Source organism: Alcanivorax hongdengensis A-11-3, from assembly GCF_000300995.1.
In the GTDB taxonomy this organism is placed as follows: domain Bacteria; phylum Pseudomonadota; class Gammaproteobacteria; order Pseudomonadales; family Alcanivoracaceae; genus Alcanivorax; species Alcanivorax hongdengensis.
The window spans coordinates 29,106-53,982 of sequence record NZ_AMRJ01000023.1 but is presented as its reverse complement, the minus strand read 5'-3'; the positions used below and the strand labels follow the sequence as shown (position 1 = coordinate 53,982).

General features: G+C 63.0%; 17 protein-coding genes and 1 tRNA gene. 10 read left to right on the top strand and 8 right to left on the bottom strand.

Features of this window, described 5'->3' with window-relative positions; all coding sequences use genetic code 11:
• Positions 1 to 24: 24 nt before the first annotated feature.
• Positions 25 to 900 (bottom strand): tyrosine-type recombinase/integrase, encoded by an 876-nt coding sequence (locus A11A3_RS13150; protein WP_008929802.1) that lies wholly within the window; start codon positions 898 to 900, stop codon positions 25 to 27.
• A gap of 308 nt (positions 901 to 1,208) precedes the next feature.
• Here A11A3_RS13150 and mutS point away from each other — a divergent pair, with 308 nt between their 5' ends.
• The gene (mutS, locus tag A11A3_RS13145; protein ID WP_008929801.1) at positions 1,209 to 3,731 is read left to right on the top strand and encodes a DNA mismatch repair protein MutS; all 2,523 of its coding nucleotides are present in this window, start codon (positions 1,209 to 1,211) and stop codon (positions 3,729 to 3,731) included.
• A 165-nt stretch (positions 3,732 to 3,896) separates the two neighbouring features.
• On the top strand, positions 3,897 to 4,232 hold the full coding sequence (fdxA, locus tag A11A3_RS13140) for a ferredoxin FdxA (protein WP_008929800.1): 336 nt from the start codon (positions 3,897 to 3,899) through the stop codon (positions 4,230 to 4,232).
• A 636-nt stretch (positions 4,233 to 4,868) separates the two neighbouring features.
• On the opposite strand, the gene A11A3_RS13135 is transcribed toward fdxA, so the two are convergent.
• From A11A3_RS13135 to arsS, 4 genes are all read right to left on the bottom strand, one after another.
• Complete coding sequence (locus tag A11A3_RS13135; protein WP_008929799.1) at positions 4,869 to 5,207, bottom strand: Hpt domain-containing protein; 339 nt, start codon at positions 5,205 to 5,207, stop codon at positions 4,869 to 4,871.
• Positions 5,208 to 5,293: 86 nt separating this feature from the next.
• Positions 5,294 to 5,923 (bottom strand): TIGR04282 family arsenosugar biosynthesis glycosyltransferase, encoded by a 630-nt coding sequence (locus tag A11A3_RS13130; RefSeq protein WP_008929798.1) that lies wholly within the window; start codon positions 5,921 to 5,923, stop codon positions 5,294 to 5,296.
• Positions 5,910 to 6,590 (bottom strand): TIGR04283 family arsenosugar biosynthesis glycosyltransferase, encoded by a 681-nt coding sequence (locus tag A11A3_RS13125; protein ID WP_008929797.1) that lies wholly within the window; start codon positions 6,588 to 6,590, stop codon positions 5,910 to 5,912. The genes A11A3_RS13130 and A11A3_RS13125 overlap by 14 nt, the downstream gene beginning before the upstream one ends.
• A gap of 2 nt (positions 6,591 to 6,592) precedes the next feature.
• Positions 6,593 to 7,549 (bottom strand): arsenosugar biosynthesis radical SAM (seleno)protein ArsS, encoded by a 957-nt coding sequence (arsS, locus tag A11A3_RS13120; protein WP_008929796.1) that lies wholly within the window; start codon positions 7,547 to 7,549, stop codon positions 6,593 to 6,595.
• 963 nt (positions 7,550 to 8,512) lie between these two features.
• On the opposite strand from arsS, the gene A11A3_RS13115 reads away from it, so the two are divergent.
• From A11A3_RS13115 to A11A3_RS17520, 3 genes are all read left to right on the top strand, one after another.
• A tRNA-Arg gene (locus A11A3_RS13115) sits at positions 8,513 to 8,589 on the top strand.
• A gap of 108 nt (positions 8,590 to 8,697) precedes the next feature.
• Complete coding sequence (locus tag A11A3_RS13110) at positions 8,698 to 9,891, top strand: MFS transporter (RefSeq protein ID WP_040297197.1); 1,194 nt, start codon at positions 8,698 to 8,700, stop codon at positions 9,889 to 9,891.
• A 97-nt stretch (positions 9,892 to 9,988) separates the two neighbouring features.
• A complete protein-coding gene (locus A11A3_RS17520; RefSeq protein WP_008929794.1) occupies positions 9,989 to 10,165 on the top strand; it encodes a PLDc N-terminal domain-containing protein in 177 nt (58 codons plus the stop codon).
• Here the strand turns inward: A11A3_RS17520 and A11A3_RS13105 are convergent.
• Both A11A3_RS13105 and A11A3_RS13100 read right to left on the bottom strand, forming a co-directional pair.
• Positions 10,110 to 10,868, bottom strand: a complete 759-nt coding sequence (locus A11A3_RS13105) for an SRPBCC family protein (RefSeq protein ID WP_008929793.1) — start codon at positions 10,866 to 10,868, stop codon at positions 10,110 to 10,112. The genes A11A3_RS17520 and A11A3_RS13105 overlap by 56 nt on opposite strands.
• A gap of 160 nt (positions 10,869 to 11,028) precedes the next feature.
• Entirely contained in the window at positions 11,029 to 12,480 is a 1,452-nt protein-coding gene (locus A11A3_RS13100; RefSeq protein ID WP_008929792.1) for a phospholipase D-like domain-containing protein, read from the bottom strand.
• A gap of 64 nt (positions 12,481 to 12,544) precedes the next feature.
• On the opposite strand from A11A3_RS13100, the gene A11A3_RS17790 reads away from it, so the two are divergent.
• Together A11A3_RS17790 and A11A3_RS13090 are read left to right on the top strand one after the other, a co-directional pair.
• Positions 12,545 to 13,555 carry a helix-turn-helix transcriptional regulator gene (locus A11A3_RS17790; RefSeq protein WP_008929791.1) on the top strand — a complete coding sequence of 337 codons (1,011 nt, stop codon included), beginning with the start codon at positions 12,545 to 12,547 and terminating at the stop codon, positions 13,553 to 13,555.
• Between the two features lie 341 nt (positions 13,556 to 13,896).
• Positions 13,897 to 15,243, top strand: a complete 1,347-nt coding sequence (locus tag A11A3_RS13090; RefSeq protein WP_008929790.1) for a KamA family radical SAM protein — start codon at positions 13,897 to 13,899, stop codon at positions 15,241 to 15,243.
• A 115-nt stretch (positions 15,244 to 15,358) separates the two neighbouring features.
• Here A11A3_RS13090 and A11A3_RS13085 read toward each other — a convergent pair whose 3' ends face one another.
• Entirely contained in the window at positions 15,359 to 16,756 is a 1,398-nt protein-coding gene (locus A11A3_RS13085) for an aminotransferase-like domain-containing protein (protein WP_008929789.1), read from the bottom strand.
• 177 nt (positions 16,757 to 16,933) lie between these two features.
• On the opposite strand from A11A3_RS13085, the gene A11A3_RS13080 reads away from it, so the two are divergent.
• The 3 genes from A11A3_RS13080 (at position 16,934) to recB (ending at position 24,794) form a co-directional block, all read left to right on the top strand.
• Complete coding sequence (locus tag A11A3_RS13080) at positions 16,934 to 17,629, top strand: LysE family translocator (protein ID WP_008929788.1); 696 nt, start codon at positions 16,934 to 16,936, stop codon at positions 17,627 to 17,629.
• A 158-nt stretch (positions 17,630 to 17,787) separates the two neighbouring features.
• Complete coding sequence (recC, locus tag A11A3_RS13075) at positions 17,788 to 21,171, top strand: exodeoxyribonuclease V subunit gamma (RefSeq protein ID WP_008929787.1); 3,384 nt, start codon at positions 17,788 to 17,790, stop codon at positions 21,169 to 21,171.
• Positions 21,168 to 24,794 (top strand): exodeoxyribonuclease V subunit beta, encoded by a 3,627-nt coding sequence (recB, locus tag A11A3_RS13070; protein WP_008929786.1) that lies wholly within the window; start codon positions 21,168 to 21,170, stop codon positions 24,792 to 24,794. Before recC ends, recB begins: the two co-directional genes overlap by 4 nt.
• The last annotated feature ends 83 nt before the right edge of the window (positions 24,795 to 24,877 follow it).

Below are 24,877 nucleotides of genomic sequence, written 5' to 3'. Positions count from 1 at the left end.
TTGGTGTCCGGATTCATTAGACCACTACACTTCGCCTGTCCGACACCCAGTCCAAAGCGTAAAGCGCATGACATTTTTCTGGGTAGGGGAATAACCTGAACCCGGCAGCCAGGCCAGTACAGACGCCAGCTCTTTGTCCGAAAGCACCCTCTTACCCTTGTTGGGACTCATACGAATCCTGGCAGTCTTCAAGCTGGCCTTAGCCAACCAGGCCGGGTTAGGGAAATCGTCAGGCAGGCGTTCAAGCCCAATGGCGTACTCATAGGCAGCGATGAACTCCCTTAGCACATTCCCGGCCTGGACCCGCGCACCTCGATCCAGGATCTCCTTGATCAGGTCGACGACATCCTTCCGCTTTACCTCCGCCGCTGGCTTGTGACCCAATACCCGAACGGCGTCATTATGGAGGGTACGCCGCACCTCCCACTGCCCCTTGGGCTTCCTGGCCCCTGGCACCCGACGCTTCTCCCCGGTTCTGGGGTCCGTCACCGTCCGATCTTCAATAACCTCCGTCAGATACTGCTCAACCAGATCCGTCACCGTATAGGCAGTAACGGCCTCAGCCTTCGCCCGTGCAGCCTTTGCTTCCTTCTCCGCCTGGAGCTGGCGATCCCGCTCGGCTTTGGGGCAGATTCCTTTGGCCCTGAGCTCCTTCATCTTGGAGACCTCAAGGCGGGCCTCAGCCAGCTTCATCCCTGGGAAATTACCGATCTTGACCTGAACCAGCTTGCCAGTCTCGGGACTACGGTAACGATAAGTGAAAGTTTTCAGACCCGAGGAGCCGCAGGTAACCCGCAGCCCGGTATTCTCAGCCCCGTCGGTTTTGACCTTATCCCCTGGCCGCATTGCCTCAATGGCACGGACCGATAGTTGCTTGCTTCCTTGTTTGCTATGCTCCATCGCTTTGATCCACCAACACTAACGCTTTCAAGCAAATCCCCGCATCGCAGGCCCCGTCTGACCTGCAGAGGATTTGGTATAGGTTTTTGACAGTATATCACCTTCAAAATCACCTTTTCGAAGGAAAAACCAAAAAGCTATACTAAAACCTATACTAATTTTGCGGATTGGGGTGGATTTCCGTGGACCTCCACGGACACTACCGGAAATTACGAATTTCGCTAACCAATTGAATATATAGCGAAATAAAAGGAAAAACAGGCTGAAACGCAGATATGACGAACCCCGATTTATCCGCACACACACCTATGATGCAGCAATACCTGCGTATCAAGGCCGAGCACCCGGACCAGCTGGTGTTCTACCGCATGGGGGATTTCTACGAACTGTTCTTCGGTGACGCACAAAAAGCCGCACGGCTGCTGGACATTACCCTGACCCAGCGCGGGCAGAGTGCCGGCAAACCGATTCCCATGGCGGGCATTCCCTACCACGCCGCCGAGGGCTACCTGGCCCGGCTGGTGAAGCTGGGCGAATCGGTGGCCATCTGCGAGCAGATCGGTGACCCGGCGCTGGCCAAGGGGCCGGTGGAGCGCAAGGTGGTACGTATTGTCACGCCGGGCACGGTCAGTGACGAGGCGCTGCTGGAAGAACGGCGCGACAATCTGCTCTGCGCGGTCTGCGAGCAGCAGGGCCAGTATGGCTGCGCCAGCCTGGATGTGGCCGCAGGCCGCTTTACCGTCACTCAGGTGACCGGGGCCGAACAACTGCAGGCGCTGCTGGAACGCTGGGCACCGGCGGAGCTGCTGTTCAGTGAAGACCAGAGCCTGCCCGGGCGCTGGGCAGAGCAACCGGGCAGCCGCAAGCGCCCGGACTGGGAGTTCGATGAAGAGTCCGCTCGCCGCCAGCTGTGCCAGCAATTCCAGGTGCAGGACCTGTCCGGCTTTGGCGAGCCCTCACCGGTGGCGGTGGCCGCCGCCGGCGCCCTGCTCGGCTATGCCCGGGAAACCCAGCGTGGCGACCTGCCCCATGTGACCGGCCTGGCGGTGGAAAGCTTCGACGACACCGTGGCCATGGATGCTGCCACCCGGCGCAATCTGGAGTTGACCGAAACCCTGGACGGCCAGGAGCAACACACCCTGGCCTGGGTGCTGGACAGCACCAAAACCGCCATGGGCGCCCGTCAGCTCAAGCGCTGGGTGCACCAGCCGCTGCGCAACCGCACCACGCTCGGCCAGCGCCAGGACCAGATCGCCGCCCTGCGCCAGGGCTGGTGCTTCGAGTCCGCCCGCGATGTGCTCCATGACATCGGCGATATGGAACGGATTCTCGGCCGGGTGGCACTACGCTCCGCCCGCCCGCGGGATCTGACCCGCTTGCACGCCAGCCTGTCGGTGCTGCCGGCCCTGGTCGGCGCCCTGCCCGGCGAAGACTGCTTTTACGAATTGATCGAGCGCATCGGCCAGTTCCCCGCCCAGGTGGAGCTGCTCGGCAAGGCGGTGATCGAAAACCCGCCCATGCTGATCCGCGACGGCGGCGTTATCGCCCCGGGCTACAGTGACGAGCTGGACGAGCTGCGCTCCATCAGCGAAAACGCCGGCGCCGTACTGGTAGATATCGAAAAACGCGAGCGCGAACGCACCCAGCTCTCCACCCTGCGGGTGAAATACAACAAGGTGCACGGCTACTATATCGAGCTGTCCCGCCGGGAAGCCGAACAGGCGCCAGCGGATTACCAGCGTCGCCAGACGTTGAAGAACGCCGAGCGCTTCATCACCCCGGAACTCAAGGAGTTCGAGGACAAGGCCCTGTCTGCCTCCAGCAAGGCGCTGACCCTGGAGAAACGCCTTTACGAGGAACTGCTGGAAAAGGTGGCCGCCGACCTGCACGCGCTGCAACGCAGCGCCACCGCCGTGGCCGAGCTGGATGTACTCGCGGCGCTGGCCGAGCGGGCGGAAGCGCTCAACTGGGTACGCCCGCAATTGGTGGACGACCCCATCATCGAGATCGTCGATGGCCGCCACCCGGTGGTGGAACAGGTACTCGACGATGCCTTCGTGCCCAACAGCCTGCATCTGGATGATGCCCGCCGCATGGTCATCATCACCGGCCCCAACATGGGCGGCAAATCCACCTACATGCGCCAGACCGCCCTGGTTGCCCTGCTCGCCCATCTGGGCAGCTGCGTGCCGGCGGCCAGTGCCCGTATCGGCAGTCTGGATCGCATCTTTACCCGCATCGGCTCCTCCGACGATCTGGCCGGCGGGCGCTCCACCTTCATGGTGGAAATGTCGGAAACCGCCAACATTCTCAACAACGCCACCGCCCACAGCCTGGTGCTGATGGACGAGATCGGTCGCGGCACCAGCACCTTCGACGGCCTGAGCCTGGCCTGGGCGGCGGCGGAACACCTGGCCCGCCACCTCAAGGCCTTTACCCTGTTCGCCACCCACTACTTCGAGCTCACCCAGCTACCCGAGCAGCTGCCCGGCATTTACAACGCCCACCTGACTGCCAGCGAGCACGACAATCGCATTGTCTTCTTGCACCGTGTGCAGGAAGGCCCGGCCAGCCGCAGTTACGGCTTGCAGGTGGCGCAGCTGGCGGGGGTGCCACAGAGCGTGATTCAGCAGGCCGGCGAAAAACTGCGCGAGCTGGAACAGGGCGCCCCGGCCACGCCGGCCCTGGCCAACAAGGCGCCAGCGCCCGCCCAGGCCAGCCTGTTCAGCGAACCCAGCGCCGTCGAACGCGCCCTGGCGGAGCTGGACCCGGATGGCATGAGCCCCCGGCAGGCACTGGAGACGCTCTATCGGCTCAAGGAAATGGGCTAAATGTCATCTGCCGCCAGCACGGGCTATATCCTTATATCAACGCCGTGTTTGCCTGCCTCAGGGCATGTCGCTAGACTAGCGCCACCCCAAGAGAGACCGCGTTGAAGCTGTTACCATCAGCCTCTGACGCTGTACAAAGATCAAGACACCTGGCGAGGACAGGCTATGACGTTCGTAGTAGGTGAAAACTGCATTAACTGCAAACACACCGATTGTGTGGAAGTGTGCCCGGTAGACTGTTTCTATGAAGGCCCGAACTTCCTGGTTATCCACCCGGACGAGTGCATCGACTGTGCACTGTGCGAACCGGAATGCCCGGTTAATGCCATTTTCTCCGAGGATGAGCTGCCGGATGACCAGCAGGACTTCCTGGAAATCAATGCCGAGCTGGCCGAGAAGTGGCCGAACATTACCGAAATGAAAGATGCACCGGACGATGCGGAAGACTGGGACGGTGTGGCCGGCAAGCGTGACAAGCTGGTCCGTGAGTGGGAAGGCTGAGGCCTTCCTGCCACGCGGCGAACACCTCCCCCGGTTTTCGCCAGACAAAATAAAAGGGCGGCATCCTGCCGCCCTTTTTTGCGTCGAGTAATCCTTACCCGTTTGCGCTCACATCGACTTCCGTGTCTGTGCCATCCTTTGCGTTCCTTGTGCCCTTGTCCCTAGGCACGGCTTCACTATATCAACGGGATTTGTAAGCGGGGGTAAAATAACTATTAAATCTCCCGGCCAAGAGCCGTCAGAAAAACTGAAAATCATTTAATATCAAAGCCTTACAACCAAAGACAGTGTAAAGTTGTCGCCAATTTCGGGCAAAAATAACTGAATTTTCCTACAGCTTTGTAAGCCTTTTCCTACAAAGCGCCTTCCGCTTTTCCATGACCGACCGGCAAACCGGCCTAAAACCGGGCGTCCAGCAACAATGCACCGCCATAACGCGGCCAAGTTTTTACATTTTCTCACTGGTTTTTACAGCACCCCCAGCGGGTTGGAGGTAGCATGATTTTCATGGGAAACAGAGGATTAAACACCGTTTCCCGACCAGTATCCCCCCAAGGCGCTAGCAATAGCGCTCACAACCCCCCCTCTTCCACTCCCTTTTGGAAGAGGGTTTTTTTTGCCGGTTTGCGGACAACATCAGAGCCCTTCCAGTGCCTCGCAGGCCCGGGAAAAAGCACTTTCCAGCTGCTCCACCAGGGCCGGCAACGGCGCCAGATCGCCATCGGCGGCGTGTTGTTCAATGGTCATGCAAAGGCGGGAAACCTGCAGGGCCCCCAGGTTGCCACTGCTTCCCTTGAAGCTGTGTGCCTGGCGACGCAATACATCGCTGTCGTTATCCTTGAGCGCTTTGTGCAGGGCAGCCAGGCGCTGTTCGCCATCGCGCTGAAATGACAGCACCAGCATCTCGAAGTCATCGCCCATGATGTCTCGCAGCTCGCTGATGATGTCATTATCTAGAATCGGTACGTCCTGCATAACACACTCCGTCATCCATTACGGGGGCCACCATAACAAGTGTTAAGCCCATCTTCTGTGCACAGACATCACAAATCTAATACTAACTACTGAGCATATAAAGCCAGCAGATAACCGCTACGGGCGGCGCGGACCACGTCGTCGGGCTCGTCCACATCCCACAGAGCCGGCAATACCGCCACGTCCCCCTGGGCAAAACAGGCCTGGCTGTCGGCCAGGGCATGCCGGCCTCCAAAGCGTACACCTTTCAGGCGCGCCTCAGACCAGAGAGATACGCAATGACTGCCAATCAATACATAACCGCCATCTTCGCTGGCACCGAACACCACCGGGTGGTCTTCCAGCGCCTCCGTCGCCAGGCGCAGGTAATGGCCATCCATGACAGGGCAATCGCTGCCAATCAGTACGGCCTTGCCGGCGACCTTGAGACCTTCCGACAGGGCATGGGCCATTCTCTCGCCCAGATCGCGGCCCTGCTGCAGGCACACCTGCCAACCCGCATCCCGGGCCTGTTGCTGCAACGGCGGGTCCACTTGGTCCAGCCATAGCTGCACCGGCCCCGGGTGCTCACCCGCCACCGCCAGAGTACGCTGCAACAGCGCCTGGTAGATCGCCAGGGCCGCGTCGTCGCCGTAGCGGGGAATCAGGCGGGTCTTTACCTGGCCGGCCCGCCGGGCACGGGCAAAGACCAGTAACGCGGTATCAGTGTTCGCCATAATACTCCCGATGCAGGGCCACAGGGTCAGCCCCGCGCCAGTAGCGCCAGCGCAGTCGCCACATCAGCCAGATGGTGCGCCAGCTGCCGTGCTGGCGCCAGCGTCGGCTGCTGGTTTGCAGCCGCGGTCGCAGGCAACGGGGCCAGCGCTGTTTGCGCAGTCGCAAACTCAATGCAATGTCTTCCATCAGTGGCTGATCCGCAAAACCGCCCAGTGCCAGAAAGCGCTGGCGTTGCACAAAGATGCCCTGGTCGCCGGTGGCAATACCGCTGATACGTGAACGCAGATTGATCAGGCCACCGATGAGCCGAAACAGGCCCCCCTCACCGGACAACCGCACATCAAACCGCCCCCAGGGGCGATCCGGCGATACCGCTCTGAGCGCTTGCAGGTGAGCCCGTTCGGGCCGACAGTCGGCATGCACAAACCACAGCCAGTGACCGCGAGCCTCCGCGGCGCCGGCATTCATCTGCCGGGCCCGCCCCGGAGCCGTTCGCACGCAGCCGGTGGCCCACTGGCGCGCCACCAGAACGCTATCATCAGTGCTACCACCGTCCACCACCCACAGCTCGTCTTCCGGCATCAGCAGCCCGGCCAGGGCGGGCAGGAGCTCACGCAGGTTGGCGGCTTCGTTGAGCACGGGTACCACGATGCTGATGGACGCCATGGCTATTCCAGCGCACCGCCACAGCTGCTGCCCGCCCCGGCGGTACAACCAAAGCAGTGGTCCGCCACGTAAATGGGCTCGCCTTCCAGGCTGGTCGCCATCAGGTCGCCAACATGAAGCCCCCGGTCGCGATGACCCAACGGCATATCCAGCATCTGATTGAAATCACAATCGTAGAGGTAACCGCGATAATCCACGCTGATGGTGGAACGGCACATGACCGCCGGCAGGGTATGGTCGTTGAAGTTATCCCGCAGCAACTGCATGTAATCGTTGAACTGGTCATGGGCCAGCAGCACGGCCCCGAAACGACTGATCGGCATGTTGGTCAGCGTCAGCAGGCGGTTGAAGCGAATGCCGAAACGGTCAGCCAGCTCGCGTTTGTAATCGGCCTCCAGCGCCGCCTGGGGCGGTGGCAGGCTGGGCCCTACCGGGTTATAGACCAGATCCAGCATCAGGCTGTCGCCATAGCCCAGCCGGTTGAGTTGCCGGATCGCCTCGATACTATCCTGGTAGACCCCCTTGCCGCGCTGTTTGGTGACATTGTCTTCCAGGTAGCACGGCAATGACGCCACAATCTGCACTTGCTGCTCGGCCAGAAAGGCGGCCAGATCCTCATGGCCCGGCTCCAGCAACACGGTCAGGTTGCAGCGGTCGATGACAGTGACGTCAAGCTTGCGGGCCTCGCTCACCAGGTAGCGAAAATGCGGATTCATTTCCGGCGCTCCGCCGGTCAGATCCAGCACGCGGATGCGCCGATGGCGCAATACCGCCAGCACCTGATCCACTGTATCGCGATCCATCAATTCGGTACGGGTAGGGCCGGCATTGACGTGGCAATGGACGCAACTGAGATTGCACAGGTAGCCCAGATTGACCTGCAAAATCTCCGTGGCCCCGCGCCGCAAGGCCGGGAAGTCGGTACTGCTGCGTACCAGAAGATCATGGGTGTCCTGCATTACGCACCTCTGAATTTTTTCCCATGCTACATGGATGCACAGTGGCGGCAAAAGTTGCGTGAAACCTGACATCTGCCGACGATTATTCTGCTGTTCGTTTAACTCTTGCCGACTATCTGGAAGGCGCCCTCTCCCCCAGCCCCTCTCACGTTGGGGGGAGAGGGGCTAAAAAAGGGTTTATCGCGGAATGACGGGGATGCAGCCGGGTCCAACGTCTGAGGTCGGACGTCAGACGCGATAGGTTGAAACCCCAAAACCTTCACCGGCTTCCCCCTGTGGGTGTTTGTTTGAAAACCACCAGAGGCTTGTTCGCGTGCAAGCACGCTCCCACAGGCAATGTCAGTGTTATAGAAGACAGCTTGCACCTGACACTGGCACCAGGATTCAAAATCCTTACAATCTTTCGTTCTTTAAGCCCCGGTAGCTCAGTGGGGTGTGGCCGGGGTTTGCCAAAGTGCCGCTTTGGCCCGGACACACGCGAGGCGGATACCGCCGCCTCGCCGGCGTCCGGAGGGCGAGTAAGCGCCGACAAAAAAGCCGCTTGCTCCCTGACACTGGCACCGATGACAGAAGTCCTTACAATCAGCATTTCTTTAGCCCCGGTAGCTCAGTTGGGTGTGGCCGGGGTTTGCCAAAGTGCCGCTTTGGCCCGGACACACGCGAGGCGGATACCGCCGCCTCGCCGGCGCCCATCAGGGCGAGTAAGCGCCGCCATAAAAAGTCGCTTGCTCCTCGAAAGTGGCACCCATGCTGAAAATCCTTACAATCTCTCGTTCTTTAGCCCCGGTAGCTCAGTTGGGTGTGGCCAGGGTTTGCCAAAGTACCGCTTTGGCCCGGATATACGCGAGGCGGATACCGCCGCCTCGCCGGCGCCCGGAGGGCGAGTAAGCGCCTCAATAAAAAGCCGCTTGCTCCTCGAAAGTGGCACCCATGCTGAAAATCCTTACAATCTCTCGTTCTTTAGCCCCGGTAGCTCAGTTGGATAGAGCAAGCGCCTCCTAAGCGCTAGGTCACAGGTTCGACTCCTGTTCGGGGCGCCATTTCCCTCACCATGATCACTTTTTTCGATCACACCGCTGCACTTTTCCTGCTGGCTATTCGCTGACACCTTGCAGACACTGTAGCGCCCTCACCTAGCAGGAGCCTGCATGACCTCGAGGCAGACGCTTTCGCCCCTTCTGGTTCTGCTCATGGCCACCACCACCGGCCTGGTGGTAGCCAGCAACTACTATGCGCAGCCGTTGCTGCACACCATTTCCAGCCAGCTCGGCCTGTCCTATGCCAAGGCCGGCATCATTGTTACCGTGGCCCAGGCCAGCTATGCGCTGGGCCTGATCCTGCTGGTGCCGTTGGGGGACCTGGTGGAGCGTCGCCGCCTGATTGTCATCATGATGCTGTTTGCCACCGCCGGGCTGCTGGTCAGTGCCACCGCCGACTCGCTGACGGCCCTGCTGGTTGGCACCGCCGTTACCGGTGCCTTTTCCGTGGTCGCCCAGGTGCTGGTGCCGTTTGCCGCCACCCTGTCGCCGGCAGCACAACGGGGCAAGGTGGTGGGCACGGTGATGAGTGGCCTGTTACTGGGCATCCTGCTGGCCCGCACGGCCGCCGGCGCCCTGTCGAGCCTGGGGGACTGGCATACGGTCTACTGGGTAGCCGCCGCCCTGATGTTGCTGAACACCCTGGCCCTGTGGCGCGCGCTGCCCCGCTACGCCCAGAGTGCCCGAATGCACTACGGGCAGCTGATCGCCTCGGTGTTCGCCCAGTTTGCCCGCCACCCGCTGCACCGCCAACGTTCCATGCTGGGCTGCATGATCTTTGCCATGTTCAGCATTCTGTGGACGTCACTGGCGTTTCTGCTGTCCAGCGAGCCCTGGTCGTTCTCCGATGCCACCATCGGCCTGTTTGGCCTGGCCGGAGCCACCGGCGCCCTGTCCGCCCGCCATGCCGGGGTCCTTACCGACCGGGGCCATGGTGCCCGGCTGACCGTGCTGGGAGTGGTAACGCTGTTGATCTCCTGGGGACTGCTGGGGCTGGGCGCCGTGTCACTGATAGCGCTGATTGCCGGCATTGTGCTGCTGGACCTGGCCCTGCAGGCGGTGCACATCACCAACATGAACATGATCTTTACCCTGGATGAGGCTGCCCGCAATCGCCTCAACTCCGGCTACATGTTCCTCTACTTTGTCGGCGGCGCCCTGGGCTCGCTGGGTTCCGCCGCGGCCTATCAGCACCATGGCTGGACCGGCGTCTGCCTGCTCGGCGGTGTGGTGGGCGTGGTGGCAGTGGCCTACGGTATCGCCATCCATGCCGGGCCCCCGGCGCGCCGCAACGCTGACGCATGACAGTCTTTTACAGCGGTGTTGTTTACCTGGCCGGCAAGCTTGCCTAGATTGAGGGGACCGGCGTAACGCCATGGACCAAAGGTAGAGAGGGACGACGATGAAACTGCTGGGACTGTTGCAACTGGCACTGGCGATTTACGCCATCGTGATGATTATCCAGTCCAGCGCCGAAACCGGCGCCAAGGTGCTGTGGGTGCTGCTGGTACTGATCGTACCGCTTATCGGGCTGATTCTCTGGGCCCTGCTGGGCCCGGGCTCGCCGTTGAAGCGGTAATGGCCTGACCGGCGCCGGCCGGCTGCTGCCAGCCGGCCGGCGTCTTGTAATAGCCGTGGGCAATCCCCTGGAAGCGCGGTTGATTGACGGCCCGCCGCAGGCGCTTGAGGGAGTAGTAGGGAATATCACTGAGAATGATGTTGGCCAGCCAGGCCGGCAGGGAGCCGCCCGGGTCCAGCACCACCTGCAAGGTCACATCCATCTGCCCCGGCATCACCGGTTCGAACCGGAAAAAGCCCTGCATCTGCGGCATGCGGATGTAACCCTCCTGCTCCGGCATGGCGTCCTGATTGATGTGGAACGGCATCACCAGTGCCATGGTGTCCGGCTCCTGGTAAAACGTCACCCGCAGCGGCGCATCCCGGTCATTCACCGGCCAGGGTAGCTGGGTGGTGATATAGACATCGCGCACAAAGGGCGACTCACGTTTGACGTTGTGGATGGCCGAGACCATGTGCAGCACATCGGCCATGGCCTCGTAATCATCCAGCAGGGCGCCGACAGCGTTAAAATCCTTGATGGCAATGCGGGCCTTGCCCCGGAAGGTTTCGATGCGGGAATGGTTGTCGGCACGATAGACTTCGATACCGTCACGGTCGGTGACCTTGGTCCAGGTCACGCTGTCCGGTAGCAGCGCGCGGTCGGCGTGGGCGGCCAGACTCCACAGGCAGGCTGACAGCAGCAGCAATGTCTTGATTGTCATGACGTCATCCTGACGGCTTTATTATTGGTCTTATCAGAGCCCGGCGCTTCGGCCCGGTCAGAAAACGGTTTTCAGGCCCAAGGCCGGCGAGCTTACCCTGTCACAGCCGCAAACAACGTGATCCAGGTTGCACTTTGATGTCATTTTGACCTTATCGCAATCAGAGATAGGGCTCCATCATGTGCGCCAACGCATTGCGCACCCGCCGCCAGGGCGCCATCTGCTGGAAATCCGCTGAAGTCATGTGACGCCCCTGCTCGATACGCCGGTCGATCCAGCGATCCAGCTGGCCGGCCAGCGCTTCGCAGTAGCACTCCAGATCAAATTCAAAATTGAGTCGCAGACTGCGGGCATCCCAGTTGCCGGAACCCACCATCACCCAGTGCTGGTCCACGCTCATCACCTTGCTGTGATCAAAGGGCGCTGCCGACAGGTGCAGCTCGGCGCCCTCATCCACCAGCCAGCGCAGGGCATGCATGCTGGCCCAATGCACCAGCCGCAGATTGTTTCTGGCCGGCACCACCACCTGGACTTGCACGCCCTTGAGCATGGCCAGCTGCAAGGTGGCCAGCAAGGTCAGGTCCGGCACGAAATAAGGGGTGACGATTCGAATGCGGTGCTCGGCACTGCCAATGGAGGCCAGCAGGGTTAGCCGGCGTTTGTCGAAATCCGCATCCGGGCCGGCGCTGATGCCACGGGCCTGCACGTCACCGACCCGGGCCGCCCCGCAATAGCTGGTCTCCAGCAATTCCCCGCAGGTGAAATACCAGTCGGCGGCAAAACTGCGCAGCAGCTGCCCTACTACCGGCCCTTCCACCGCCACGTGCAGATCAGTGATACGCGGCGGCGACTGGATATAACCGGCACGGATATTCATGCCACCGGTGAATCCCCATTGCCGATCCACCACCATGAATTTGCGGTGATTACGCAGGTTCATGTAAGGCATGCGCCAGGGCGCCAGGGAGTGCAGAAAACGCTCCACGCGTACGCCCTGGCGGCGAAGCCGGTAGATCACCGGCGGCAGCGAATACAACGACCCCACCCCGTCGATCAGCACCCGCACGCGCACACCCCGCGTCACTGCCCGGGCCAGGGCGTCGCTGAGGGGTTTGCCGGCGGCATCGTTACCGAAAATATAGGTGGCCAGATAAACGCTTTCCGTGGCCGCATCGATCCGGGCGATCATGGCCTGCAGCGCCCCGGGGGCATCCATGGGGGTAATGGCATTGCCGGCGGTCAGGGGAAGATGCGTCAGGCTGCCCACCAGGCGGCTGAGCACCTGCAGATGTTTGGGCTCGGGCTGAGCCTCTGCGGCCACCCGCCAGCCATCGGCGGCATCGATGATCCCCCCGGTGAGCTGCCTTGCCCGACGGCGGATACGATTGACGCCCAGTAACAGATAAAGAATCGCCCCCAGCAATGGCACCAGCCATACCAGCCCGGTCCAGGCCGCTGCGGCACGGGAGTCGCGCTTGTGCTGGGTGACATGAACGGTCACCACCACCGCCAGACTGATACTGATGGTGGCCGCAATCTGCGGCCAGAACGGGCTGATCATGTCGACCCAGCCACTGAGCACGGTTTTCCAACCGCTGGTGTGCAAATCCATTGAGCTCCGTCTCCCCAACAGGCATCAACAAGATAACACACTGGCCGGATCAGGAACGATCGGCATGCCCAAGGACAGCCTGACACCCACCGCTTCCGGCATCATGGTGGCCGTACTGTGCCGCGCGCTGGCCCGGCGTTCGCGGGACTGGCACGGCATACTGCGCGAATGCGGGCTGGAGGAAAACCTGCCGCAGCTGGCCCACCAGCGCATTGATCTGCTACAGCTGGCGGATGTCTATGGCCTGGCCAGCAGCCGCTACCGGGACCGCTCCCTGGGTTTGCTGGCCGGCCAGCAACTGCAGCTGCATGATCTCTATGCCCTGGGCGTGGTGATGCGTTTCAGTGACAGCATGCTGGAAGCCTGCGAAGCGCTGGGCCACCATTTCGACTGGCTGCTCGAAGGGCTGCATCTGAGCGTGGAGTCACAGCCGCCACAATTGCACATCACCCTGCGGGCCGCGCCGCTGCAACTGTATCGCGGCGCGCTGATGGACTGGCTGATGGCCGGCATTGCCCAGCTGGTCGGCCAACTGGGCAGCCGGCGCATCACCCCCCTGATGATCGAGATGAACGCCAGCCACGCCGCCGCGCACCAGTGGCCCTGGCCGGTGGTCACCGGCAGCAAGCACAACCGCCTGGTCTATGAACTGGCACCCTTTCTCGCCCTGCAACCCCAGCGCGACCGGGAGCTGTGCCGCCATAACCAGGCACTGATTACCCGCGGGCTGCAACACCGCAGCCAGTACCACCTGGCCCTGCGGGCGCGCACCTGCCTGGAGCAGCTGCTGCTGGAGGGCCAGCTGGGCGAACCGCAACTGGCCCGGCAAATGAAGATGGGCATACGCACCCTGCAGCGGCGCCTGAAAGACTGTGATACCAGCTACTCGGACCTGCTCACCCAGGTGCGCAAAAGCCTGGCCGCAGACCTGCTGATGACGACCCGCACACCCATCGAGGAGGTGGCCCGCCAGCTGGGCTTCAGCGAACCGGCCAATTTCAGCCGCGCCTTCCGCCGCTGGTTCGGCACCTCCCCCAGCCACTACCGGGGCCGCCAGGCCGGCCCGTCGCCCTGACAACATCCCCCGTGTTTTTGCGCTATTGAGCCAGTTTCCCTAGAATACGCGCTCTTCTGGAGGGGTCGCCGCTGGCGGCACCGGGTTTCAGCCACCGTGATAACCACAACCGCTGGCCCCGCACACCCCTCCATGCCTCCCGCGCCACCAGGACCGGCGCACTGCAGTACGGGCCCTTGAGCCCAAGCCATGCCAGCGTTGCTGGCCACCTGAACCGAACAATGTAGATCAGCTGGTGACCTTCACCAGCCGAGCGTTTTCTGGCCCGGCCAGAGCCTCACGTGGCCCCCGTTTGTCCGGCGCCCGGTGGCTTTGTGCAGGCAACAACGAGGAGTGATGCCATGAGAGACACCAATACCGTGATTCCGCTGCACCAGAGCACGGAAGAACCGCGCCGTTTCAAGGTATTCACCGCCAAACAGCTGGACAAGATCGAGCCGCTACAGCGCCTGGACGAGGACACCCGCTTCGCCATGGAGGTGGTGGCCAGCGTGCTGCCCTTCCGCGTCAACGAGTACGTGATCGACGAGCTGATCGACTGGGACAAGGTACCCAATGACCCCATCTACCAGCTGACCTTCCCGCAGAAGGGCATGCTGGCGCCGGAGCACTTCGACCATGTGGCCAACGCCATGCGAGATGGCGACAAGGACACCATCAAGCAGGCCATCGCCGAAGTCCGTGAAGCACTCAACCCGCACCCGGCCGGCCAGATGGAGCACAACATCCCGGAGGTGGATGGCGAGAAGATCAACGGCATCCAGCACAAGTACAACGAGACCGTGCTGTTCTTCCCCAGCCAGGGGCAGGTGTGCCACAGCTACTGCACCTTCTGTTTCCGCTGGGCCCAGTTCATTGGCGACAACGATCTGAAGATCGCCGCCAAGGAAGCCGGCCAGCTGAAAAAATACATCCAGGCCCACCCGGAAATCACCGATGTGCTGATCACCGGCGGCGACCCGCTGGTGATGAAAACCAAAAACCTGCGTGCCCACATCGAACCGCTGCTGGAACTGGAACAGATCCGCACCATCCGCATCGGCTCCAAGGCGCTGACCTTCTGGCCCCACCGCGTGGTCTCCGACGCCGATGCCCAGGACCTGCTGGACCTGTTCCGCGAAGTGATCGACAGCGGCAAACACCTGGCGCTGATGGCCCACTACAACCACTGGCAGGAACTGCGCACCGACATCGCCAAGGAAGCGATTCGCCGCGTGCGCGACACCGGCGCAGAAATCCGGGCCCAGGGCCCGCTGCTGGCCCACATCAACGACAACGCCGATGACTGGGCCAAGCTGTGGCAAAGCCAGGTGGAGCTGGGCATCATCCCCTACTACATGTTCGTGGAGCGCGACACCGGTGCCCGCCATTACTTCGAAGTGCCGCTGGCGAAAGCCTGGCAGATCTACCGCGATGCCATGAAGCAGGTCTCCGGCATTGCCCGTACCGCCCGTGGCCCGAGCATGTCCAGCCACCCGGGCAAGGTGGAAATCCAGGGCGTCACCGAGATCAAGGGCGAGAAGGTCTTTGTGCTGCGCTTTATCCAGGGCCGCAACCATGACTGGGTACAGCGTCCGTTCTTCGCCAAGTACAACGAGGACGCCACCTGGCTCAACCACCTGGAACCGGCCCTGGGCGATTCGCAGTTCTTCTTTGAAGAGGAACTGGCCGAGATGGAAGGCGAGTAAGGATCCGTTGACGGCGGCGCGCAAGAGCGCGGCACGGATCTGAACGCAAAGAGGCCGCGCCCAGGGTTTGGGCGCGGCCTCTGGCGTTAGTATGGCAAGCCGAAGCTTGTCAGGCCTATAGCAGCCGCGACAGCGTCACCAGCGCCTGCTCCACCCGGTTATCCCATTTCACCGCGCAATTGAGTCGCAGGCAGTTACCGAACTTGCCGGAGGCGGAAAACATGGCGCCGGGGGCGAAACTGACGCCGGCTTCCATGGCCGTTTCCATCAGCTCGGTGGTATCCAGCTGGCCGGGCAGCTCCACCCACAGCACAAACCCGCCGGCCGGGCGGCTGACCCGCGTTTGTGCCGGGAACAGCTGGGTCACCCTTTCCGTCATGCGCGCCACGCCGCGGGCAAAATCGCCGCTCAGTTGACGCAGCAGCCGATCATAACGGCCCTTTTCCAGAAAGCCGGCCAGTGCCAGCTGCGAAGGCGTGGAGACGCACACGGTATTGAGATACTGCAGATACTCCGCCCGCGCCTGGTCGCCACCGGGCACCAGCCAGCCCACGCGCATGCCGGCGGACAGGCTCTTGGACGACGACGCGCAGTAATACACCAGCCCCTCCCGGTCCCAGCTTTTCACCGGGCGCGGACGCGGGCCGCCAAGCGGCAGGTCACCGTAGATATCATCCTCCACCAGCGGCACCTGGTGCCGGGACAGCAATTTCAGCAGCGCCTGCTTGCGGGCATCGGACAGGCACACCCCCAGCGGGTTGGAGAAATTGGTGACCATCACACAGGCTGCTACCGGCCAGCGCTCCAGCGCCAGGGTCAGCGCCTCCAGGGACATGCCCTGCTCCGGATCGGTGGGAATTTCCAGCGCCTTCAGCCCCAGGGATTCGATCACCTGCAGCAGGCCGTAATAGGTGGGCGACTCGATGGCCACCGTATCCCCCGGCCTGGTCAGCATGCGCAGGGCAATGGTCACCGACTCCTGGCAGGAATTGGTAATCAGCACCTGGTCCGGGCTTACCGCACACTGCATGCCTGCCAGTCGCCGGGCGATCTGCGTGCGCAGCTCCGGCGCCCCCGGCGGAAACTCGTAGCCCACGCAGCGGCGGCGTTGCTCACGCAGCACGGTATGAAAGGCCCGCTCCACCGCCGCCACCGGCATGAAATCCGCGTGTGGCACCGCCGCCGCCAGATTGACCATGGCCGGGTCGTTGGCCGATTGCAGCATACGCAATACCCGCTCCTGGCCGGTGACCGGGCGCGGGCGGCGGCTGGCACGGGGAATGCTGGGGGTATCGCGCAACACCGGCGGCTGGCAGACGAAATAACCGGCCCGCGGCCGGGCTTCCAGCACGCCGCGCTGCTCCAGTTCCCGGCAGGCATTCACCGCCGTGGACACACTGACACCCTGCTGCCGGGCCAGCACCCGCACACCGGGCAGGCGGCTGCCCACCGGAAAGACATCATCGCGAATCAGCCCCTGCAGCCGATCCGCCAGACTCTGGTACAGGCTCATTGCTCTCCCCTGGCGCTGTCATGGCTTTTGGCCATCAATACAGTGGTGAAAAGAAAAAGCAGTACAGATCGCAAAAGAACACATCTGTACTGTATCAATTTCATTTTTTTATATCTGTATTGCCGTGCGCTGTCCACCTACTCTGAACATCCCATAACGAGATACCAGGGAGCCACAATGCAAACGGAATCCTTACTGCCCCTGTTCGGTTTTGTCGCCGTGATGACCGGCACCCCCGGCCCCAACAATCTGATGTTGATGGCCTCCGGTGCCAATGCCGGTTTCCGCCGCTCCCTGGGTCATATCTTCGGCATTCTGGTGGGCTGCCAGGTCATGCTGCTGTGTGTGGCGCTGGGCCTGGGCCAGCTGCTGGCGCGTTATCCCCAGGCGCTCAATAGCCTGCGCATCGCCGGGGCCCTCTACCTGCTCTACCTGGCCGCACAATTGCTGCGCAGCCGACGCCTCGATAGCGAACCCACAGCGCGCCCGCCCCTGGGTTTTCTGCAGGCGGCACTGTTCCAGTGGGTCAACCCCAAGGCCTGGATGATGATCGTCACCGGCGTGGCCACCTTTGCCGATCCGGCCCATTTCAGCCTCAGCGTGATGCTGGTGGCCGGCAGTTTCTTCCTGCTCGGTCTGCCGCTGATCAGCAGCTGGAACCTGTTTGGCGTGGCGCTCAAACAATGGCTGCAACAGGGCCAACGGCTGGCCACCTTCAACCGGGTGATGGCGGCATTGCTGGTGCTGTCGCTCTACCCCACCTTTTTCATTGCGCCGGCGCGGGCCGACGACGCGGCCAGCGCCCCGTCCAGCGACGTCACCCCGCCCGCCCCGGACCGCCAGCGCCCGCAATGGTGGACCAGCGTCCTCTAACCCGAAACCCTCCCCCTCTTGGAGGGGGAGCCGGAGGGGGTGCGACCACAAAACCGGATACATTCCCTGCCACCGGCGCCTTTGCCCTTTCTCCCCGCCCCGGACTCCCTTAGGCTTAACGTTTTCACGTCACGCCTTCTTTTTTCCAAGGAATGTCCATGCAAAACGGGCTGATGGTGCTGCACAGCAACCGTCTGGAAACCCTCACCGAACTGGTGGCCGACTGGCTGCAACGCCAGCCCCTGGCGCCACTGGAAGCGGAAACCTTCCTGGTGCAATCCAACGGCATGGCCCAGTGGCTGAAACTGCGGCTGGCCGATGCCCTTGGCATCAGCGCCGGGCTCAGCTTCCAGATGCCGGCCCGTTTTCTGTGGAGCGCCTACCGCACCGTACTCGGCGAAGACCGGGTACCGCGCACCTCGCCGTTCGACAAGTCACGCCTGCTGTGGCGCCTCTACCGGTTGCTGCCCACCCTGCTGGACCAGCACAGCTTCGGCCCGCTGCGCCACTTTCTTGCCGACGACAACGACTGCCGCAAACGCCACCAGCTGGCCGAACGGCTGGCGGATCTCTTTGATGCCTACCAGGTGTACCGGGCCGACTGGCTGCGGGACTGGGAAAACGGCGACGACCGGCTGCGCCGCGCTCAGGATCTCAATGCCTTTGATGACTTCCCCGACAGCCAGCGCTGGCAGGCCCACCTGTGGCGAGCCCTGCTGGCGGACATGGACCGCGACAAACAGGGCCTGAGCCGCAGCGCCATCCACGACGCCTTTGTGCAGTCACTGGCGCAAGACACCCCTGCCGGCCTGCCCAAACGGCTGGTGATCTTCGGCATCAGCGCCCTGCCCCAGCAGGCCCTGGAAGCGCTGGCGGCATTGAGCCGGCACTGCCAGATCCTGATGCTGGTGCAGAACCCCTGCCAGCATTACTGGGCGGACATCGTCGAAGACAAGCAACTGCTGCGCCGTCAGCTGGACAATCGCAAACGCCACCTGACGGCGCTGCCGGAAAACCGCGTCAATCCACTGCTGGCCGCCTGGGGCAAACAGGGCCGCGACTTTATCGGCCTGCTCTACGACCATGACGACCCGGCCAGCTACCGCAGCGCCTTCCAGGACCAGATCGACCTGTTCGAAGAGCAGCAGCCGCAGACCCTGCTGCAACAGCTGCAGCAGGACATTCTGAATCTGGAACCGCTACCGGCGCCGGACCAGCGCACACCCCTGAAGGCGGACGCCTCGCTGCGCTTTCGCATCGGCCACAGTGCCCAGCGGGAAGTGGAAATCCTGCAGGACGAATTGCTGGCGCGCTTCAGCCAGGACCCGAGCCTGCAACCGCGCGACGTGATCGTCATGGTGCCGGACATTGAAGCCTATGCGCCGCACATCGATGCGGTGTTCGGCCGGCTGCAACGGGACGATCCGCGCTACCTGCCCTACACCCTCAGCGACCGCAGCACCGGTGCCGCCTCGCCCATGGCCCAGGCGGTGGAATCGCTGCTGCATCTGCCGCAGTGGCGCTTCACCGCCAGCGATATTCTCGACCTGCTGGATGTGCCGGCGGTGCGCCAGCGCTTCGGCATCCAGGAAGGTGACCTGCCGCAACTGGCCCGCTGGATCGACCAGGCGCGCATCCGCTGGGGCCTCAACAGCCAGCAGCGCCAGACCCTGGAGGTGCCCGGCTTCGAACAGAACAGCTGGGCCTTCGGCCTCAAGCGCATGCTGGCCGGTTACCTGATGGGCGACGGCCCGGCCTGGAATGCGATCCAGCCGCTGGACGAAGTGGCCGGGCTGGGCGCCGAGCTGGCCGGGCGCCTGTCACGGCTGCTCGATACCCTGCACCTGCACTGGCAGGCCTGCCGCCAGGACGCCAGCGCGGTGGACTGGCAACAGCGCTTCACCCACCTGCTCGATGACCTGTTCGCGCCGCAGGACGAAGACGACCTGAACCTGGATGCGGCCCTGCGCGATGCCCTCAACGACTGGCTGGCCGCCTGCGCCGAAGCCGACTTCGACAGTGCCCTGCCCCTCACCGTGGCGCGCCGGCCACTGCTGGATGCGCTCAACGCGCAAAGCCTGTCCCAGCGGTTCATGGCCGGGCGCATCAACGTCTGCACCCTGATGCCCATGCGCGCCATCCCGTTCCGCCATGTCTGCCTGCTGGGCATGAAGGACGGCGACTACCCGCGCCAGCAGCAACCCATGGATTTCGACCTGATGCGCCAATGGGGAAACTACCGGCCGGGGGATCGCTCGCGCCGCGACGATGACCGCTACCTGTTTCTGGAAGCGCTGCTCAGTGCCCGCGACAGCCTCTACATCAGCTGGACCGGCCGCAATGTGCGAGACAACGGTGAACGGCCGCCGTCGGTGCTGGTGGCGCAACTGCGCGACCATATCAACCAGCGCTGGCACGCGGACCGGGGCGAGCCGGTGGACGCCCTGACCCAGAGCCACCCGCTGCAACCGTTCAGCACCCGCTACTTTCTGGCTGACGATGACCGTCCCGGCAACCACCGTCTCTTTACCTATGCCAACGAATGGCGGGCGCTGCACCAGCCGGCGCCGGCCGTCGACAACGGGCAACCGCTGCCACCGCTGACCATGGACGAGCCGGTCAATGGCGCCGCCCTGGGCCGCTTTCTCAAGCAGCCGGTGGCACACTTTTTCGAGCAACGCCTCAAGGCACGGTTGCGCCAGGACCGCCAGGTACTGGACGACAGCGAACCCTTCGCCTTCGATGGCCTGCAACGCTTCCAGCTGCAGGAGCAACTGCTCAGCGACGCCCTGCAGGCCGGCCCGCAACAGGCGGACGCCGCCATGCAGGCCACCCTGGACCGGCTCGCCGGCAGCGGCGACCTGCCGCTGGCGCCCTTCACCGAAGGCAGCCGCGACAGCCTGCTCGCGCCCCTGTCGCAACCCCTGCAACATTACTTTGCCCTGCTGGCGGACTGCGGCCCGCTGCAACCCCAGCAGGAAATCCGTCTGCGCGCCGGGCCGCTGATGCTGGAAGACTGGCTCACGGATCTGCGTGGCGGCGCCGCCAACCCGCAACGGCTGGTGCTGCACACCGGCAAGCTGGAAAACCGCTGGGACAAGTTGGTACGTGACTGGGTCATCCACCTGGCGGCCTGCGCTGCGGGCCATCCGCTCAGCACCCATGTGCAGGGCCAGGAGGGCCGCTTCACCCTGCCTGCGCTACACCGCGAGGCCGCGCAGCAGCAGCTGGATCGTATCGGCCAGGCCTGGCAGCAGGCCCTGTGCGAACCCCTGCCGGTGGCCTGCGCCACCGCCTTCGCCTGGTTGCAGGGCGAAGAAAAGGACAACGGCGAAGCGCAGGCCCGCAAGGCCTTCGAATCCGGCTTCATGCACACCGGCGAACAGGAAAAGGACGCCGCCCTGGCCCGCGCCTGGCCGGACTTCGACGCCCTGCTGGCCGCCTGCCACCAACAGCAAAGTGCTTTCGCCTACTGGACCGAACAGCTCTATGCCCCGCTCTATCAACAGGCGGACTGGATCGCAGCAGGAGACGTCTCATGACAGAACCGCGCCCCTTGCCGATCACCTTTCCGCTACATGGCACCCGACTGATCGAAGCCAGCGCCGGCACCGGCAAGACCTTTACCCTGGCCGCGCTCTACCTGCGTCTGGTGCTGGGCCATGGCGGCGACAACGCCTTTCACCGCGCCCTGTTGCCGCCGGAAATTCTGGTAGTGACCTTTACCGAAGCGGCCACCGAAGAACTGCGCGAACGTATCCGCGACCGGCTGGCGGATGCCGCCCGCATCTTCGCCGACCCCACGGCCAAGGCCAGCGACCCGGTGCTCGCCGAACTGCTCAATGACGTTGCCGAGGCCGAGCAACGCGCCCAATGTGCCCAGCGCCTGGACGCCGCCGCCCAGTGGATGGACGAGGCCGCCATCTACACCATCCACGGTTTCTGCAACCGCATGCTCAAGCAACATGCCTTCGACTCCGGCAGCCTGTTCAGCCTGGAACTGCAGGAAGACGCCAGCGACGAACAATTGCAGGCAGTGCGTGACTACTGGCGCACCATCGTGTCGCGCTTCCCGGTCAGCGCCGCCAACGCCCTGCGCAGTGAAAACCTGGGCCACCCGGATGCCCTGCTTCAGGAAGCCCGCCCGCTGCTGGGCCTCCGGGAAGCGGACCCGCAGGTGCTGCCGCAAAGCGTGCAGCACTGGTTAAACCAGACCGGCCCGCAGGCACAATTAACCGATAGGGTTCGCCAAACACTGAGCATTGAGAAGGATGCGCTTCTCCACTGGACCCGCGACGCTATCGACAACAAATGGCTGCACGGTGGCAGCTACAAGGCCGCTAACCTGGGTCGCATGGCACAGTCCATCGAGCACTTTATTCGTGGCGAAAAACTGGATAAGGATGCGCTGAAAATACTGAAAAACTTTTCCGCATCCGGACTCAAACTGAATAAAAACCACCAGGATAAACACCCGGCTCTGGACTCACCGGCCATGCTGGATGCCTATTTCGACAGTCAGGCCAGCAATGCCCTGCCACGCACGGATCTGCTTGCCCATGTGGCCGCCTGGATTGACCAGCGGGTGGACAGCCTGCGCCGCCAGTCCGCCACCATGGGCTTCGACGACATGCTCAGCCGCCTGCATGAGGCGCTCAAGGGCAGCAACGGCGAACGCCTGGCCCAGGTGATTCGGGATCAGTTCCCGGTGGCGCTGATCGACGAATTCCAGGACACCGACCCGACCCAGTACGGTATTTTCTCCGCGCTCTATGAAAAACAACCGGGCGATAGCGGGGAAAAAAGCACCGGCTGGTTCATGATCGGCGATCCCAAACAGGCCATTTATGCCTTCCGCGGCGCCGACGTGTTCACCTACCTGAAAGCGCGCCGCGCCACCGAGGGCCAGCACTACACCCTGGACAGGAACTTCCGCTCCGCCAGCGCCATGGTGGATGCCGTGAACCATCTGTTCGCCTATAGCCAGAGCGCCTTTGGCGATGTGTTCATGATGGACAACGCCATCCCGTTCGAGCCGGTAAAAGCCCAGGGGCGCAAGGATGTACTGCTGGTCGACAATCAGCCAAAAGCCGGCGTCACCCTGTGGGTGGAGCAAGGCGACGCGCCGGTGAGCGCCGGCCAGTATCGCGATCAGCAGGCCGCCCGCTGTGCCACCGAGATTGCCCACCTGCTCAATGGCGCCGAACAGGGCGTCACCGGCTTTCGCAAGGAGGATACGTTCCGGCCCCTGCAACCCAACGACATCGCCATCCTGGTGCGCGACCGCACCGAGGCCAAAGCCATCCGCGATGCGTTGATGGCGCGCAATGTGCGCAGCGTGTATCTGTCCGATCAGGAAAGTGTGTTCGCCCAGCCCCAGGCCCAGGACCTGTTGCTGATGCTCAATGCCTGCGCCAGCCCGGACTCCGACACCCGGGTGCGCAGCGCGCTGGCCTGCGCCTCGCTGGACCTGGCCTACGCGGAGCTGGACGCCCTCAACCAGGACGAAGTGCGCTGGGAAGCCATGCTTGAGCAGTTCCACGGCTACCGTCAGCAATGGCAACACCAGGGCGTACTGCCCATGCTGCGCAACCTGCTGATGGATTTTCACGTGCCGGCCCGGCTTAGCCAGAGCCTGGATGGCGAGCGTGCCCTGACCAACCTGCTGCACCTGGCGGAGCTGCTGCAACAGGCCGCCACCCAGCTGGACGGTGAGCAGGCGCTGATCCGTTATCTGGAAGACGCCGTGGAAGAGCAGCGCGGCAACAGCAAGGAAAGCATCCTGCGGCTGGAAAGCGACGACGACCGGGTCAAGGTCATCACCATCCACAAATCCAAGGGGCTGGAATATCCCCTGGTCTATCTGCCCTTTATCTGCAGCTTCCGCCCGGCGGACAAGAGCAAACCGCCACTGCGTTACCACGAGAACGACCATCTCAATGTGTCGCTGGAACCGGACGACCAGGTGGAGAGCAAGGCCGACCATGAGCGCCTGGCCGAAGACCTGCGCCTGCTCTACGTGGCCCTGACCCGCGCCTGCCATACCTGCACCCTGGGCCTGGCGCCCTACATCCGCGGCCGCGGCAAACAGAACCAGCTGGAGCGCAGCGCCATCGGCCGATTGCTGTTCGGCAAGGGCGTCGCCAACGATGGCCTGATGGACGCCCTGGCACCGCTGGCCTACGACGCCATCCGCGTGCTGCCGGCGCCAGACAGTGACGATCAACCCTATCGCCCCACCGCCAGCGAGCAGACCCTGCGCGAGCCACTGATCCCCACCGCCCGCCAGCGCGAGCCCTGGTGGATCGCCAGCTACTCGGCCCTCAAGCACGTGCAGGAAACCCTGGCGCCGGCGGACCCGCGCGGCGATCAGCTGGCGGAACTGCAGGACGAACACCCTCCGCTCCCGGCGCAGTCACCAGCCCCCGGCAGCATCCATGCCTTCCCCCGGGGCGCCGCCCCCGGCACCCTGCTGCACGACATTCTGGAGCAGGCCGCCAACCAGGGCTTTGTGACCACCCAGGCCAACCCGGACGACTTCGATCAGAGCATCGCAGAAAAACTGCAGGCCCGTGGCTGGCAGGATCATCAGGCCACCATTGGCCAGTGGTGGCAACAGACACTGAGCACCCCCCTGCCGCTGGGCCATGATGGGCAAGCAGAGCGCCTGGCCCTCAACCAGATGCAGACCTATGTGGCAGAAATGGAATTTATGTTCCCGGCCCACGGGGTCAGCGTGGCCGCCATGGACCAGCTGATCCGCCAGCACATTCACCCCGAGCAGCGCCGCGCCCACCTGGAAGCGGACACCCTCAACGGCATGCTCAAGGGCTTTATCGATCTGGTGTTCGAACACCAGGGCAAGTACTACGTACTCGACTACAAATCCAACTGGCTGGGCGCCGACAACGACGCCTACACCCGCGAGGCCATGACCGCCGCGGTGCTGGAAAAACGCTACGAGGTGCAATACGTGCTCTACCTGCTGGCCCTGCACCGGCTGCTGAAAAATCGCCTGCCCGATTATCACCCGGAGAAGCACCTGGGCGGTGCCGTCTATGTGTTCCTGCGTGGCCTGCAAGGCCCGGCGGCGGGCACCGTGTTCGACCGGCCGGCCATCGGCCTGATCGAAACGCTGGATGCCATGTTTGGAGAATCACCATGACCTATGCCCTGGCAGCATGGTCACCCTCTCCCTGTCCCTCTCCCCTCAAGGGAGAGGGAACCCTCTCGATCATTCCGGTGGTA